This is a genomic window from Enterobacter cloacae complex sp. XAL002 (genome assembly GCF_049236805.1).
Taxonomy (GTDB): domain Bacteria; phylum Pseudomonadota; class Gammaproteobacteria; order Enterobacterales; family Enterobacteriaceae; genus Enterobacter; species Enterobacter intestinihominis.
Genome location: NZ_JBMKJN010000007.1, coordinates 53537 through 70090 on the forward strand (window position 1 = coordinate 53537; position 16554 = coordinate 70090).

General features: G+C 56.0%; 12 protein-coding genes. 3 read left to right on the plus strand and 9 right to left on the minus strand.

What is annotated here, in order from left to right:
* Positions 1-29 precede the first annotated feature (29 nt).
* A complete protein-coding gene (fusA, locus tag ACOT0L_RS08565; RefSeq protein ID WP_063853470.1) occupies positions 30-2132 on the plus strand; it encodes an elongation factor G in 2103 nt (700 codons plus the stop codon).
* A 67-nt stretch (positions 2133-2199) separates the two neighbouring features.
* On the opposite strand, the gene ACOT0L_RS08570 is transcribed toward fusA, so the two are convergent.
* Together ACOT0L_RS08570 and ACOT0L_RS08575 are read right to left on the minus strand one after the other, a co-directional pair.
* Entirely contained in the window at positions 2200-2625 is a 426-nt protein-coding gene (locus tag ACOT0L_RS08570) for a DUF3828 domain-containing protein (protein ID WP_003857021.1), read from the minus strand.
* A gap of 341 nt (positions 2626-2966) precedes the next feature.
* On the minus strand, positions 2967-3539 hold the full coding sequence (locus ACOT0L_RS08575; RefSeq protein WP_045622528.1) for a flavin reductase family protein: 573 nt from the start codon (positions 3537-3539) through the stop codon (positions 2967-2969).
* 105 nt (positions 3540-3644) lie between these two features.
* Between ACOT0L_RS08575 and nhoA the strand changes: the two genes are divergently transcribed.
* Positions 3645-4490: an N-hydroxyarylamine O-acetyltransferase gene (nhoA, locus tag ACOT0L_RS08580; protein ID WP_126502983.1), complete on the plus strand. Its 846-nt coding sequence runs from the start codon at positions 3645-3647 to the stop codon at positions 4488-4490.
* A 78-nt stretch (positions 4491-4568) separates the two neighbouring features.
* Here nhoA and narI read toward each other — a convergent pair whose 3' ends face one another.
* From narI to ACOT0L_RS08610, 6 genes are all read right to left on the minus strand, one after another.
* A complete protein-coding gene (gene narI / locus ACOT0L_RS08585) occupies positions 4569-5249 on the minus strand; it encodes a respiratory nitrate reductase subunit gamma (RefSeq protein ID WP_022648214.1) in 681 nt (226 codons plus the stop codon).
* Entirely contained in the window at positions 5246-5941 is a 696-nt protein-coding gene (gene narW / locus ACOT0L_RS08590) for a nitrate reductase molybdenum cofactor assembly chaperone (protein WP_022648213.1), read from the minus strand. The genes narI and narW overlap by 4 nt, the downstream gene beginning before the upstream one ends.
* Positions 5941-7485, minus strand: a complete 1545-nt coding sequence (gene narH / locus ACOT0L_RS08595; protein ID WP_023306263.1) for a nitrate reductase subunit beta — start codon at positions 7483-7485, stop codon at positions 5941-5943. Before narH ends, narW begins: the two co-directional genes overlap by 1 nt.
* A complete protein-coding gene (locus ACOT0L_RS08600; protein ID WP_421637255.1) occupies positions 7482-11222 on the minus strand; it encodes a nitrate reductase subunit alpha in 3741 nt (1246 codons plus the stop codon). Before ACOT0L_RS08600 ends, narH begins: the two co-directional genes overlap by 4 nt.
* Positions 11223-11289: 67 nt before the next feature.
* Positions 11290-12675: a NarK family nitrate/nitrite MFS transporter gene (locus tag ACOT0L_RS08605; RefSeq protein ID WP_058646716.1), complete on the minus strand. Its 1386-nt coding sequence runs from the start codon at positions 12673-12675 to the stop codon at positions 11290-11292.
* A gap of 210 nt (positions 12676-12885) precedes the next feature.
* Positions 12886-13461, minus strand: a complete 576-nt coding sequence (locus ACOT0L_RS08610; protein WP_015570471.1) for a TetR family transcriptional regulator — start codon at positions 13459-13461, stop codon at positions 12886-12888.
* Between the two features lie 116 nt (positions 13462-13577).
* Here ACOT0L_RS08610 and ACOT0L_RS08615 point away from each other — a divergent pair, with 116 nt between their 5' ends.
* Entirely contained in the window at positions 13578-15068 is a 1491-nt protein-coding gene (locus tag ACOT0L_RS08615; protein ID WP_023306260.1) for an MFS transporter, read from the plus strand.
* A gap of 44 nt (positions 15069-15112) precedes the next feature.
* On the opposite strand, the gene ompC is transcribed toward ACOT0L_RS08615, so the two are convergent.
* Positions 15113-16186, minus strand: a complete 1074-nt coding sequence (ompC, locus tag ACOT0L_RS08620; RefSeq protein WP_126502985.1) for a porin OmpC — start codon at positions 16184-16186, stop codon at positions 15113-15115.
* Between the last annotated feature and the right edge of the window lie 368 nt (positions 16187-16554).

The window sequence follows — 16554 nt, forward strand, 5'->3', positions numbered from 1 at the left end:
AACCCGTCATGAAGACGTAAGGAAATATCATGCCCCGACCCATTCCACTCGAACGTTATCGCAACATCGGTATCTCCGCGCATATCGATGCGGGCAAAACAACCACCACTGAGCGCATCCTGTTTTACACCGGGATGAGCCACAAGCTGGGTGAAGTACACGATGGCGCGGCAACCACCGACTGGATGGCGCAGGAGCAGGAGCGCGGGATCACCATTACGTCGGCGGCGGTGAGCTGTTTTTGGCCCGGCATGGACAGAGGCTTTGAACCGCACCGCATCAATATTATCGACACCCCCGGGCATGTGGATTTCACCATTGAGGTGGAACGTTCCATGCGTGTGCTCGACGGCGCGGTGATGGTTTATGACTCCGTCGGCGGCGTGCAGCCGCAGTCGGAAACCGTCTGGCGTCAGGCGAATAAATATCACGTCCCGCGTCTGGCATTCGTCAACAAAATGGACCGCCCGGGTGCGGATTTCTTCCGCGTGGTGCGGATGATGCAGGAGCGGCTGAAAGCTAATCCGGTCCCGATTGTGATCCCCGTGGGCGCAGAGGAACACTTCACCGGCGTGGTTGATCTCATCAAGATGCGCACCATTCTTTGGGATGATGCGACCCAGGGCATGGCGTTCACCTACGCGCCGGTGCCCGACGATCTGCTGAGCACCGCGCAGACGTGGCGAGAAAAAATGGTCTCGTCTGCGGCAGAAGCCAGCGATGAGCTTATGGATAAGTACCTTGAGACGGGCGAACTGGATGAGGCGGAAATCATCAAAGGGTTACGGATCCGGACGATCTCCGGTGAAATACAGCCCATGCTGTGCGGCAGCGCTTTCAAGAACAAGGGTGTGCAGCGCATGCTCGACGCGGTGATTGAATTGATGCCGTCTCCACTGGACGTGCCCGCTATTGATGGGGTAGACGAAGACGGACAGCACGCTGAGCGCCACCCAAGCGATGATGAACCATTTTCTGCGCTGGCCTTCAAGCTGATGAGCGATCCGTACGTCGGACAGTTGACCTTTATTCGTGTCTATTCCGGCATACTGCGCAAAGGCGACGCGGTTTATAACCCGGTAAAGGGCAAAAAAGAGCGAATCGGGCGCATCGTGCTGATGCATGCCAACGACCGCCATGAGGTGGACGAGCTGCGCACAGGGGATATCGCAGCCTGTGTCGGGCTGAAAGACGTCACCACCGGTGACACGCTGACCGACCCGAATGCGGTGATCACCCTTGAACGGATGGAGTTCCCGGACCCGGTTATTTCGCTGGCGATTGAGCCGAAAACCAAGGCCGATCAGGAGAAAATGGGGATCGCCCTACAGCGCCTGGCGGCGGAGGATCCGTCTTTCCGTCTGCACACGGACGAAGAGTCCGGTCAGACCATTATCTCCGGGATGGGCGAACTGCATCTCGAAATCATCGTTGACCGCATGAAGCGTGAGTTTGGCGTTGAGGCAAACATTGGTCGTCCGCAGGTCACCTACCGTGAAACCCTGCGTAAAGCGGTGAAGGATATTGAAGGTAAATTTGTCCGACAGTCCGGCGGGAAAGGGCAGTACGGTCATGTGGTCCTGAGTCTGGAGCCGATAGCAGCCGGAAGTGGTTTTGTGTTTGAAGATGCCACCAAAGGCGGGGTAGTGCCACGGGAGTACATCCCGTCGGTGGAAAAAGGCTTGAGAGAAGCCATGAATACGGGGGTGCTGGCGGGCTATCCGGTTGTCGATGTGAAAGCGACCCTGACGTTTGGTTCCTACCATGACGTTGACTCCTCGGAGATGGCCTTCCGCATGGCGGCGATCCTCGGCTTCAAAGAGGGCGCGCGGCGGGCGGATCCGGTTATTCTTGAGCCGGTGATGCACGTTGAGGTGGAAACGCCGGAAGAGTATGCCGGGAACATTATGGGCGATCTCTCCTCCCGCCGCGGCATGGTGCAGGGGATGGCAGAGCAGTACGGCAGCCAGATTATTCGCGCTGACGTCCCGCTGGCTGAAATGTTTGGCTACGCCACCACGCTGCGCTCGATGTCCCAGGGGCGCGCGACGTATACGATGGAGTTCCATCATTTTGCGGAAGCTCCGCGGAATGTGGCGGATGAGATTATTGCGAAGCGCGTGAAGAGTTAATTAATTGCACATGGTAGTCATTTGGCTACCATGTGTTTTTATTATTACGACAGGGAGTTTATGCCTGTTACTTAATTAGCGTCGCTGAGCGCACTTTCCATTTTCCTTGCTCTTCAACGAGACAATCTGCAATAACATGATCTTGCTTCTTACCAAATGCGACATAGACGTTTGTGCAAACGGCGTCAAAATCAGAATGTAAGACGGTTATCTGATTCCAGTCATCATCCCAGTCCTGCGCTTTGATAAACATATCCGCATCGGGCATATCTTTGTCGTTACTGTCGCCAGAGTACATTTCTTTAATTGCTGCAATGGTCCCTGAGGCTACGTACTCGTTCATAATGTCTGGATTGAGTACGGGCGGTTTGTTCTGATCTAACTGCGCTATATACCATTGATTGAATTTAAGCGCCGCCTGACCCGGTGCATAAATGTTTTCTGCGGCCGCGAGCGGAGACAGGGCGAAAAGTAAAAAGTAGAGTGGTTTCATTAACCATGCCTGAACAGTTCGTAATGAGGTTGTATGTTGCGGTAAGCCTGCATTGACTAATGTGCGCCCCTTATCTTTTGCCAGACGCGTGTTGGGGATTTTTAATCGACCACCCGCTCTGATCGCTTCTGTTACGTAACGAGCACAATAACCCGTGCTGCTGGGTTGCGCGTGTGATTTCGCATATGATATTGCGCCATCTTTGTTCCATGACATGGATATTTCCTTTACGAAAGATTGTTTATGCAACAGCTTCTGAAATATCCTCCGTTTAACATCGTTATGATAAACATAAAATGCCATAAAAATTTTATATAATTCAGATGGGTATAATTAAAAAATCAATCCAGCGCCTTCACCATCTTCCCACTCGTCACAAACGTCCCGGCCCCCAGATGATGCAGCGTATTCAGCTTATCCCCGTCAAACTGCCAGCGTCCGGAGACAAATGCGCGTTCATCTGCCGCGGCGGAAACCACTTCGCCAAACAGGGTGTCATATTTCTCGGCCGCAGAAGTGACAGGTAATAACCGACACTCCATCCACGCCAGACATTTCTCTTCTATAACCGGCAGACCAAGCTCAGGGCCATGAATAACCGGGATCCCGTAGCAGTTAAATTTATCCTCGTCGCGCCCGCTGACGCTGCCGACCGCCCAGGTCCAGTTGGCTGCCGCCACGCCGGGGATCACAATGCCGAATTTCCCGCTGCGTTCGATCAACTCCCGTGACCACGCGCTTTTGTCTACCACGATCGCGATACGCGGGGGTTCAAATTCCACCGGCATAGACCATGCGGCGGCCATGACGTTGCGACGATCGATGGTCTCATCCCGGCTGGTGATGAGCACGGTTGGACCGTGATTCAGAAGACGGCTGGCATGACGTAATTCAACAGGACGAAAGTGGCTCATAGGATCTCCTCATGTACACGATGAGTATGCCGAAAAAGCACTTTTGCGCATATGCATAAGGGAAAATAGTTTATAAACAGGGGATATCACATCATGGAGCATATCATGTCCCCATTTCTGAGTGCTTATTTTGCCCGCACGGGCTGGCAGCAGCCCGTACAGGTTAATATCGATACCCTGCGGGGGCTCCATTTACACCATAACTGCGCGATCCCTTATGAAAATATTGACGTCGTTTTGCCGCGGGAAATCCATTTGGACGACGGGTGTCTGGTGGATAAACTGGTCACCGCGCGTCGGGGGGGATATTGCTTCGAGCAAAATGGCCTGTTTGAGCGGGTGTTGCGCGAAGTTGGGTTTACGGTACGCAGCGTGCTGGGGCGGGTTGTGCTGGCGAATCCGTCGCAGATGCCGCCGCGCACGCACCGGTTGCTGCTGGTTGAGCTGAACGGCGAGCGCTGGATCGCCGATGTGGGATTTGGCGGACAAACGCTGACGGCGCCGATTCGTTTGATCGCCAACGAGGAGCAGAAAACCCCGCACGGGAGTTATCGTTTGCTGAGCGAGGGTGACGACTGGGTACTGCAATTCCGCCATCACGAGCACTGGCAGTCAATGTACCAATTTGACCTGGGGACGCAGTACTTCAACGATTACGTGATGGGTAACTTCTGGTCGGCGCACTGGCCTCAGTCCCATTTTCGTCATCACCTGCTGATGTGTCGCCATCTGCCGGACGGGGGCAAGCTGACGCTGACCAACTTTAATTTTACCCACTGGCAGAACGGTCATGTGGAGGAGCAGATCCATTTGCCGGATGCGGAGGCGCTATATAAGCTGATGCAGGAGCGGTTTGGCCTGGGCGTTGATGACCCGAAGCACGGCTTTACACTGGCAGAGCTGACGGCAGTAATGGCAGGGTTTGATACGCATCCGCAGGCAGGGAAATAGCCCGGTGGCGACTACGCCTTACCGGGCCTACGGGCGTGTGAACGTAGGTCGGGTAAGGCGTAGCCGCCACCCGACAAATCAACGGCGCGATCTCACCACCTGATACCGACGCGTGAAGTACTCAAACGGCGCGCTCCACACGTGCACCAGGCGGGTGAACGGGAAGATGAGGAAGATCGTCATCCCCAGCACCAGATGCACGCGGAAGATCGGCGCGACGCCGCTCAGCATTTCCGACGAGCCGCCCTTAAACGTGACGATCCCCTGCGCCCAGCCGACCAGCTTCATCATCTCGCTTCCGTCAGGGTACTGAGCGGAGAAAGGAATGGTCGACAGCCCAAGGATGCACTGAAGCAGCAGGATACTCATGATGATAATATCCGGCGTGGTGGACGTGGCGCGCACCCGCTGGTTGAACAGGCGACGGATCAAAAGCATCGACCCACCGATCAGCGTCAGCACCCCGCAAATACCTCCCGCAATCATGGCTAACTGCTGTTTAACCGCGACGGGTAAAAACCAGGCGTACATCCAGTGCGGGGTTAACATGCCGAACAGGTGCCCGAAGAAGATCCCCAGAATCCCAATATGAAACAGGTTCGAAGCCCAGTTCATCCCGCGCTTGCTGAGCATCTGGCTTGATGACGCCCGCCAGGTGTACTGCCCATAGTCGTAGCGCAACCAACTGCCGAGGAAGAAGACGGTGGCGCAGATGTACGGATAAATGTCATAGAAAAACACGTTCAGGTAATGAGTCATTTTGGGCCTCCGGCGCTGACGTCCACGTACTGCGGCGCGACGTCCTGGCTAAAGCGTCGTTGATATTGCTGCATCGGCGAACTGTCGCACGATGTGGCGTTGTCTTCGATAAACTTGACCTGTTCCTCTTCCCACACGGCGTCCAGCGCCTGACGGGTATCATCACGTTTTTCACCGGATACCTGTTTCGCCACGCTGTCGCTGGAAAGCCGTGTTTCCGCCAGCGACAGCAGGGCGTCAAACAGCTGGTAATGCGCTACCTCGCGCTGTTTCAGGCGGCCTCCAATCAGCGCCAGTATAGGCGCGACGTTTTGCAGCCCTTCACGCGCCTCGTCGTCGCTGACGATACTGAGATATTCCAGATAGAGCGGCAGATAGTCCGGCAGCTCGCGGCAATCCAGCTCCAGCCCGGCTTTCTCATACTGGCTCATCAGGTCGACCATCGCCTGACCGCGATCGCGGGACTCGGCGTGAACGTGCTCGAACAGCAGTAGTGAAGTCGCGCGCCCCCGCTCGAAAACTTCACACCATTCGGCCTGCTTATCCAGCAGCGGGGCGCTCAGGTGCTGCTGCGCAAACGGCAGTAGCATGGGCGCATCCTGTTCCACCAGGGAAAGCGCTTCTTCACGGTTATCCCAAAGCAGCTCATCGGGATACTCAATCAGTAGCGCGATGATTTTAAGGATCTGCATTATTCTCCCTCCCCGTGATCGCGCACCTCGGTAATGTTGATCGCGTCGATGCGGCTGCTGTTGAAGAGGTTGAACCTGGTGTCGGAGCCGTGACAGCCGTCACCGAAGGTGAAGCCGCAGCCGTTTTTCTCCGGGAAGGCGTCGCGCGCCATTTCGCGGTGGCTGGTCGGGATCACGAAGCGGTCTTCGTAGTTAGCGATGGCCAGATAGCGGTACATCTCCTCAACCTGCGCTTCGGTCAGGCCCACTTCCTCAATGGCGCGGGTATCGGTCACGCCTTCCACGGTCTGGGAGCGTTTGTAGTGGCGCATCGCCATCATGCGCTTCAGAGCGCGCAGCACCGGGCCGGTATCGCCCGCGCTGAGCATATTTGCCAGGTATTGCACCGGGATGCGCAGGCTTTCGACCGCAGGCAGTACACCGTCGCTCTGCGGCAGACCACCCGCGTCCGCGTAGGACTGAATCGGTGACAGCGGCGGCACATACCAGACCATCGGCAGGGTGCGGTATTCCGGATGCAGCGGCAGGGCGAGCTTCCAGTCCATCGCCATTTTGTAAACCGGGGAACGCTGCGCTGCGTCGATGACGTTCTGCGGGATGCCCTGCTTCAGGGCTTCTTCAATCACCGCCGGATCGTTCGGGTTAAGGAACACGTCGCACTGGCGCTCATACAGATCGGTTTCATGCTCGGTGCTGGCCGCCTCTTCAATACGGTCCGCGTCATACAACAGCACGCCAAGGTAGCGGATGCGTCCAACGCAGGTTTCTGAGCAGACGGTCGGCTGGCCGGACTCGATGCGCGGATAGCAGAAGATGCACTTCTCTGACTTGCCGCTTTTCCAGTTGAAGTAGATTTTCTTGTACGGACAGCCGCTGATGCACAGTCGCCAGCCGCGGCATTTGTCCTGGTCGATCAGCACAATGCCGTCCTCTTCGCGTTTGTAAATCGCACCGCTCGGGCAGGTGGCAACGCAACTCGGGTTGAGGCAATGCTCGCACAGGCGCGGCAGGTACATCATGAAGGTGTTTTCGAACTGACCGTACATCTCTTTCTGGATCTTCTGAAAGTTTCGATCGCGGGCGCGTTTTTCGAACTCGCCGCCCAGCAGCTCCTCCCAGTTTGGTCCCCAGACGATCTTATCCATCCGCTTACCGTCAATCAGCGAGCGGGGGCGGGCGGTAGGGAGGTGATCCCCCTCCGGGGCGCGGTGAAGATCCTGGTAATCGAAGGTGAAAGGTTCATAGTAATCGTCAATCTGCGGCAACACGGGGTTGGCGAAAATTTTCGACAGGACGCCCATTTTTCCGCCGAGGCGCGGGGTCAGCTTGCCGTGAATACTGCGGATCCATCCGCCTTGCCACTCATCCTGATCTTCCCAGTTTTTCGGATAGCCGATACCCGGTTTGGTTTCGACGTTATTAAACCACGCATACTCCATCCCTTCGCGCCCGGTCCAGACGTTCTTACAGGTGACCGAGCAGGTGTGGCAGCCAATGCATTTATCGAGATTCAGTACCATGCCAACCTGTGAGCGTATTTTCATTTTTTCGCCTCCTGAACCTGATCCCGACCTTCGCCGTCCAGCCAGTTAATGTTTTTCATTTTGCGGATCATAATGAACTCGTCGCGATTCGAGCCGACGGTGCCGTAATAGTTAAAGCTGTACGCCAGCTGCGCGTAGCCGCCAATCATGTGGGTCGGTTTCGGACAGACGCGGGTGACCGAGTTGTGGATCCCGCCGCGCCGTCCGGTCACTTCTGACCCCGGAATGTTCAGAATGCGCTCCTGAGCGTGGTACATCATGGTCATGCCCGGCGGCACGCGCTGGCTAACCACCGCGCGGGCGGTGAGGGCGCCGTTGGCGTTGAAGGCTTCGATCCAGTCGTTGTCCTCAATCCCCAGCTCGCGCGCGTCGGTTTCGCTGATCCAGACGATTGGCCCCCCGCGTGACAGGGTCTGCATCAGCAGGTTTTCGCTGTAGGTGGAGTGAATGCCCCATTTCTGGTGCGGCGTCAGGAAGTTAAGCGCTTTTTCCGGGAAGCCGTTCGGCGGGATCTCGCGCATGTGGGTGACGCTGCGGGTATCAATCGGTGGACGATAGGCCACCAGACTTTCACCGAAGGCGCGCATCCAGGTGTGATCCTGATACAGCTGCTGGCGGCCGGAAATCGTGCGCCACGGGATCAGCTCGTGAACGTTGGTATAGCCTGCGTTATACGAGACATGCTCGCTCTCAAGGCCGGACCACGTTGGGCTGGAGATAATTTTGCGCGGCTGCGCCTGAATATCGCGGAAGCGAATTTTCTCGTCTTCTTTGTTCAGCGCCAGATGGGTGTGATCGCGCCCGGTCAGTTCGCCGAGGGCCTCCCAGGCTTTGACCGCGACCTGACCGTTGGTTTCCGGCGCAAGAGCGAGGATCACCTCTGAAGCATCAATGGCGGTTTCAATGCGTGGTCGGCCTTTGGCCGGGCCGTCGAGCTTGACGTAATTGAGCTTGCCGAGGAAATCGACTTCGTTTTGCGTGTTCCACGATATGCCTTTTCCGCCGTTGCCGAGCTTGTCCAGTAGCGGACCGAGAGAAGTGAAGCGCTCGTAGGTTTCCGGATAGTTGCGCTCGACGACCGCAATGTTTGGCGCGGTTTTACCGGGGATGAGATCGCACTCGCCTTTGCGCCAGTCCAGAATATCAAAAGGCTGCGACAGTTCCCCCGGGGAGTCATGCTGTAGCGGCTGTAGCACCACGTCAGTTTCGGTGCCGAGATGCCCGACGCACACTTCAGAGAAGACTTTGGCGATGCCTTTGTAGATCTCCCAGTCGCTGCGGGACTCCCACGCGGGGTCAACGGCGGCAGAGAGCGGGTGAATAAACGGATGCATGTCCGAGGTGTTCATATCGTCTTTTTCATACCAGGTGGCGGTCGGCAGGACGATATCGGAGAACAGGCAGGTGCTGGACATACGGAAATCGAGCGTCACCAGCAGATCCAGCTTGCCCTCAATGGCGGCGGTTTGCCATTCCACCTCTTCAGGTTTGACATCATCCGTTGAGCCTAAATCCTCGCCCTGAATCCCGCTCTCGGTGCCAAGCAGGTATTTGAGCATGTACTCATGGCCTTTTCCGGACGAGCCAAGCAGGTTAGAACGCCAGACAAACAGGTTGCGCGGGTGGTTCTTGCCGTTGTCCGGCTGTTCGCAGGCGAAGCGAATATCGCCCGATTTTAACGCCTGCACGGTGTAATCCTGCGGCGACATTCCGGCGGCGTCGGCACGGGCCTTAACGTGCAGCGGGTTGAGGTTGAGCTGCGGCGCGGAAGGGAGCCAGCCCATGCGCTCGGCGCGGACGTTGAAATCAATCAGATGTCCGGTGAATTTCGACGCGTCTGCAAGAGGAGAAAGCAGCTCCTGTGCGGTGAGCTTCTCATAGCGCCACTGGCTGGCGTGGTTGTAGAAGTAAGAGGTGCTGTTCATCTGGCGCGGCGGACGGTTCCAGTCCAGCGCGAAGGCCAGCGGCAGCCAGCCGGTTTGCGGACGCAGTTTCTCCTGGCCGACATAGTGCGACCAGCCGCCGCCGCTTTGCCCGACGCAGCCGCAGAAGACCAGCATGTTGATCATCCCGCGGTAGTTCATGTCCATGTGGTACCAGTGGTTCACACCGGCCCCGAGGATGATCATCGAACGACCATGGGTTTTGTGCGCCGTGTCGGCAAATTCACGGGCGATTTTTTCTATCAGGTAAGCGGGGACGCCGGTAATTTGTTCGCCCCAGGCCGGGGTGTAGGCTTTGATCTCGGCGTAGTTTGCCGCCGCGTTACTGTCTTCCAGACCGCGATCGAGGCCGTAGTTTGCGAGGACCAGATCGTACACGCTGACCACGCGTCTCTGGCTACCGTCGGCCCGCGTCAGGGTTTTACTCGGTACGCGGCGCGTCAGCACCGGCTCCTGCTTCACGCTGCGGAAATGCGGGTTCTCGTTGCCCCCGAAGTAAGGGAAGGCCACGTCTGCCACACTGTCGTGGGTGATGAGCAGGGAAAGCGTCAGCTCGGTCTCCTGTCCCGCGGCCAGCGACTCCAGGTTCCATTTGCCTTTTTCGCCCCAGCGGAAACCGATAGAGCCGTTCGGCGCCACCAGATTTCCGGCGACGTCAAAGGCGATGGTTTTCCACTCCGGATTATTGGTTTCACCCAGACCGTCGGCCAGATCCGACGCGCGCAGCATGCGGCCCGGCACCACGCGACCGTCAGCCTGTTCATCCAGCAGGACCAGCATCGGCATGTCGGTGTAGCGGCGGCAATAGTTGAGGAAGTAATCGCTCGGGTTATCAAGGTGGAACTCTTTGAGGATCACATGCCCCATCGCCATGGCGAGGGCACTGTCGGTACCCTGTTTGGGGGCCAGCCACTGGTCGCTGAGCTTCGCCACCTCCGAGAAGTCCGGCGTAATGGCGACGGTCTTGGTGCCTTTGTAACGCACTTCGGTAAAGAAGTGGGCGTCCGGGGTACGCGTCTGCGGCACGTTCGAGCCCCAGGCAATGATATAGCTGGAGTTGTACCAGTCCGCCGATTCCGGCACGTCGGTCTGCTCGCCCCAGGTCATCGGCGATGCCGGAGGCAAATCGCAGTACCAGTCATAGAAGCTCAGGCAGGTGCCGCCGAGCAGGGAGAGATAGCGCGTACCGGCGGCATAAGAGACCATCGACATGGCCGGGATGGGGGAAAAACCGGCTACCCGATCCGGGCCGTAATTTTTGATGGTCCAGACGTTGGCGGCAGCAATCAGCTGGTTAAGCTCTTTCCAGTTTGAGCGGATAAACCCGCCTTTACCGCGCGCCTTTCTGTAGCTTTGCGCTTTCTGTGGATCGTTCTGAATGGCATCCCAGGCCAGCACTGGATCGGTATGCTGCGCCAGCGCCTCGCGCCAGAGTTCGATCAGCCTGCGGCGTACCAGCGGGTACTTGAGACGGTTGGCGCTGTAGAGATACCAGGAGTAGCTTGCGCCACGCGGGCAGCCGCGCGGTTCGTGGTTAGGCAGGTCGGGGCGGGTACGCGGGTAGTCGGTCTGCTGGGTTTCCCATGTCACCAGGCCATTTTTGACATAAATCTTCCAGCTACAGGAGCCGGTGCAGTTAACGCCGTGGGTGGATCGCACAATCTTGTCGAACTGCCAGCGCTGACGGTAGCTGTCCTCCCAGTCGCGGTTGGTGTGGTACACCTGGCCGTGCCCATCGGCGAAACTGTCGCCTTTTGTTTTGAAGTAACGGAAGCGGTCCAACAGTTTGCTCATGACATTTCTCCTGCTTCGATAACATGGCCGGAGGGTGAGGCATCACGCTCCGGCGAAGAGGTAGTTATTATTTTTGTGAGGATTTGCGGCCGTACACCAGCCAGGTGACGAGCACGCAGACGATGTAAAACACGAGGAAGACTTTCATGGCGCCCACCGGGGAACCGGTCATCGCCAGGGAGGTGCCAAAGGCTTTGGGAATAAAGAACCCGCCCACCGCACCGATGGCAGAGATAAAGCCCAGCGCCGCAGCCGTTTCGGTCACCGCTTCATGCTGTGCCTGTTCATCGCTCCCGCCCTGTTTTTTCACGCGGTCGAGGGTGATTTGGCGAAAGATAATCGCGATCATCTGGAAGGTCGAGCCGCTACCCAGGCCTGCGGTCAGAAACAGGCCCATAAAGACCAGATAGAAGGCGATAAAGCTACCTGAACCAGACCCGGGGAGCGTCAGGAAAATCAGGGCGCTAAAGATGGCCATAAAGACGAAGTTGATCAGCGTCACCCTTACACCGCCCAGCCTGTCTGAAATCATCCCGCCAGCCGAACGCGCCAGGGCGCCAATCAGTGGGCCAAAGAAGGCGAGGTGGAGGATATTAACGTCCGGAAACTGGGTTTTCGACAGCATGGCAAAGCCTGCCGAGAAACCGATAAACGAGCCGAAGGTTGCCAGATAAAGCAGGCTCAGCAGCCAGAGATGAAAGCGCTTAAGCACCGGAAGCTGGCTGGCAATGGACGCTTTCGAGCTGGCGATGTCATTCATGCCAAAAAACGCCGCAATGGTGGCCAGAATCAGCAGCGGCGCCCAGATCCACGCCGCGTTCGCCAGCCACATCGTCGAGCCATCCTCCTGCGGTACGCCGTGCACGCCGAGGAAGGTAAACATCGGCAGGAAAATCACCAGCGGCGCAACCAGCTGCATCACACTCACGCCCAGGTTACCCAGCCCGCCGTTAATGCCCAGTGCGCTGCCCTGTCTGGCTTTCGGGAAGAAGAAGCTGATGTTTCCCATGCTGGAAGCGAAGTTGGCACCGGCAAAACCGCACAGCAGCGCGATGATGATGAAGATCCAATAGGGCGTGGCGGTATTCTGAATGGCGATCCCAAGCCAGACACAGGGTACGACCAGGATAACGGTGCTTAACACGGTCCAGTAACGTCCGCCAAATATCGGCACCATAAAAGAGTAGGGGACACGCAATATCGCGCCGGAGAGAGAAGGTAATGCCGTTAGCATAAAAAGCTGATCGGTGCTGAAATTAAATCCGACCTTATTAAGATTTACCGCAATAGCGCTAAACAACATCCAGACGCAAAACGCCAGAAGCAAACATGCCACGGAAATCCACAGGTTTCTTCGTGCGATATGTTTCCCTTTATTCTCCCAAAATTGCGCGTTTTCCGGTTTCCAGTTACTCAACAGATGCTGATTACTCTTCTCGCTTTGATGTGACATATCACCCTCTTGCTTACCGAAGTGGAGAGAAAAAAGAAGGAAAAACAGAAAGATACCTGTCAGTGGCGTATGAAATTTATAGGATGTTATGGGATACATCTGAAAGGATAGATAAAAAAGCGAATCCCTGAGTTTGGAATGGGAATCAGGGTTCGCTTTATGTGTTACTAATTGTAACTCTTTGCGGAAATTAATACTCCGATGGGAGTATTAAAACAATTCGAGGGAGATAAGTTTATCCAGATGCTTATTAAATGCCGCGTCGTCCATTTCAGGCATATTTAAGACGTATATGCCATCCAGGCCACATACCAGACCAATTAAACGCCAGGCGATATTTTCCGGCTGATCAGCAAGCGTAAAGGCGTTGGCCTCCGCACCGGCGCGGATAATTGCGACCGTTTCCTGGTGCCACATCTCCATGGTCAAAACGTAGGCGCCTTTGATATCGCTATCCCGGCTGGCGAGAATTTGCGCCTCCCGCCACAGCCGAATGTAGGGCTCAAACCCGCCGTCATCGCTGCCGAGCATGGCATGCAGGCGCTCGCGCCAGCCTGCGTTTTCGCCAACGATTTCAGCATCCAGCAAATCGCGGATCAGCCTGACAAACGCCAGCGATTTAAGCTCGCCCGCCGACGCAAAGTGGTGATGCACCTGCCCGGTGGCGACGCCCGCTTCGGTAGCGATTCGGCGCACGGTCATCGCAGCGAATCCTTCGGTCAGCGCCACGCGCATTGCGGCCTGTAGGATCTCTTCCCGCCGCTCGTCCTTGCTCAGATAACGCATAATTTCTCACTCTCAATGGCAACGAAACGAGTGTAACAAAGAGCTGGACAAGTGTTCAACTTTACGTAGGATCGCAATCTGGACATGTGTCCAGTTTTTAAATGAAAAGGAAATTTATGTTTCGTCAGTGGTTAGCGTTAGTGATTATCGTGCTGGTGTATATCCCGGTGGCGATTGACGCGACGGTGCTGCACGTGGCGGCGCCAACATTGAGCATGACGCTGGGTGCCAGCGGCAACGAATTGCTGTGGATTATTGATATTTACTCGCTGGTGATGGCGGGGATGGTGCTGCCGATGGGCGCGCTGGGCGATCGCATCGGTTTTAAGCGCCTGCTGATGATCGGCAGCGTGCTGTTTGGCCTGTCATCGTTAGCGGCGGCTTTTGCGCCGTCCGCGGGCTGGCTGATTGCCGCCCGCGCGTCGCTGGCGATTGGCGCGGCGATGATCATTCCGGCTACGCTTGCAGGGATCCGCACGCTGTTTATTGACGTGCGGCACCGTAACATCGCCCTTGGCGTCTGGGCTGCCGTTGGGTCGGGCGGCGCGGCGTTTGGCCCGCTGATTGGCGGCATGCTGCTGGAGCACTTTTACTGGGGTTCGGTCTTCCTGATTAACGTGCCGATCGTGCTGATCGTGGTTTCGCTTGCTGCGCGCTTTGTGCCTGCTCAGCAGGGTCGGCCCGAGCAGCCGCTCAATATCAGCCATGCCATTATGCTGATTGTCGCCATTTTACTGCTGGTCTACAGCGCCAAAACCGCCCTGAAAGGGGTGCTGTCGCCGTGGATGGTGGCCTCTACGCTGCTTACCGGGGCGGTGATGCTGTTTATTTTCGTCCGTATCCAGCTGCGCGCGCGCGTGCCAATGATAGACATGCGTCTGTTTTGCCATCGCATTATTTTAAGCGGCGTGGTCATGGCGATGACCGCCATGATTGCGCTGGTGGGCTTTGAACTGCTGATGGCGCAGGAGTTGCAGTTCGTGCATGGTTTTACGCCGTTTGAAGCAGGGATATTTATGCTGCCGGTGATGGTGGCGAGCGGATTTAGCGGGCCGATCGCGGGTGTGCTGGTCGGGCGTCTGGGGCTGCGCATTGTCGCGGCCGGAGGCATGGGGCTAAGCGCGATCAGTTTTATCGGCCTGTCGACGCTCGATTTCAGCACCCAACAGTGGCAGGCGTGGAGCCTGATGGTGCTGCTGGGCTTCAGTGCCGCCAGCGCACTGCTGGCATCGACGTCAGCGATCATGGCTGCCGCGCCGAAAGAGAAAGCGGCCGCGGCAGGCGCGATCGAAACCATGTCCTACGAGCTGGGCGCTGGTCTCGGGATCGCCATTTTCGGTCTGTTGTTAACCCGCAGCTTTTCGGCGTCAATTGTACTGCCGCAGGGGCTGAGCGCGTCGCTGACCGATAAAGCCTCGTCGTCCATCGGTGAAGCGATGAAGGTCGCGCAGGAGCTGACGCCGTCACTGGCCGAGCCGGTGATGACGGCGGCGAAAACCGCGTTCATCACCTCGCACAGCGTGGCCCTGGGCAGTGCGGGAGCCATGCTGATGATTCTGGCGATCGGGATCTGGTTTAGTCTGGCGAAGGTCGGAGGGCAGCAGTAAAAAAAAGGCCAGCCGCGAGGGCTGGCCTTTTGAACTAACACATCTTAGAACTGGTAGGTCAGACCTACAGCCACGATGTTGTCGGTAGCCACTTTGGCATCTTTGGTGAACTGGCTGTCATCCACGAGGTTGATTTTGTAATCAACGTAGGTGGACATGTTTTTGTTGAAGTAGTAGCTCGCGCCAACGTCAACGTATTCAACCAGGTCATGGTCGCCATAAGAACCGATGTCTTTACCTTTGGATTTCAGGTAAGCGATGGATGGACGCAGACCGAAGTCAAACTGGTACTGAGCCACAACTTCGAAGTTCTGTGCTTTGTTGGCAACGTGACCGCTACCGAACGCCGTCATGTTGCGGGTTTCAGAGTAGGTGGTTGCCAGGTAGATGTTGTTCGCATCGTACTTCAGGCCAGCAGCCCAGACTTCTGCGTTTTCGCCACCGGCGTTCAGGTTGCTTGCAGCACGAACCTGACGGTCAGTACGGTCAGATTTAGCGTAGGTCGCACCCACACCGAAGCCGTCGAATTCATAGGTAGAAGACAGACCCCAGCCGTCACCGTTGGATTCGGTGATCTCTGAACGGTCGTTTTTACCCTGGTACTGGGCAGCCACGTTCAGGCCGTCAACCAGACCAAAGAAGTCGGTGTTACGGTAGGTGGCAACGCCAGTGGTACGACCGGTCATGAAGCCGTCAGTCTGCGTCCAGGTATCGCCACCGAACTCTGGCAGAACGTCAGTCCATGCGCCGATGTCATAAGCAACACCGTAGTTACGACCGTAGTCGAAGGAACCGAATTTATCGAATTTCAGACCAGCGAAGGCCAGACGGGTTTTGTTGCCGTCGGAACCCTGAGCTTCAGAGCGGTTGCCCTTGAACTCATATTCCCACTGGCCGTATCCGGTCAGTTGATCGTTGATCTGAGTTTCACCTTTGAAGCCCAGACGAACGTATGTTTTGTCGCCGTCGCTACCAGCATCATCAGAAAAATAGTGCAGACCAGTAACTTTGCCGTACAGATCCAGTTTGTTACCGTCTTTGTTAAAAACTTCAGCCGCGTTAACAACGCCAGCCGCCAACATGGAAGTCACTGCCACTGCAACTAATTTAAGTTTCATCTTAACTAACCCTTATAATTTTATTTAGGTATTTCCTAAGCCACCTGAGCGATTTTTAAACGAGGCTTATCGTCAATGGCAGACTATTTTTAAAATTCCGTAGACTGCTTTCAATAATAAGTTTCAAAATATTAAAGATAATTTCAATTAGTGTGATCCTGATCCGATAAATTTCCCTTAAATCGCTCAATAAGGTTAATTTATATACATAAATTGATTATTAACAAAACACGATAATAAGGCTGGAAATAGTTGCCATGCGTTTTTGTTTTTAGAGAGAGATAAAAGGGCTTGGCAGATAATGTCAAGGAATGGTCCGTGTTATTGACTTTTAAAACAGTGACTTGTGGATTTATCCTGGAGCCTGC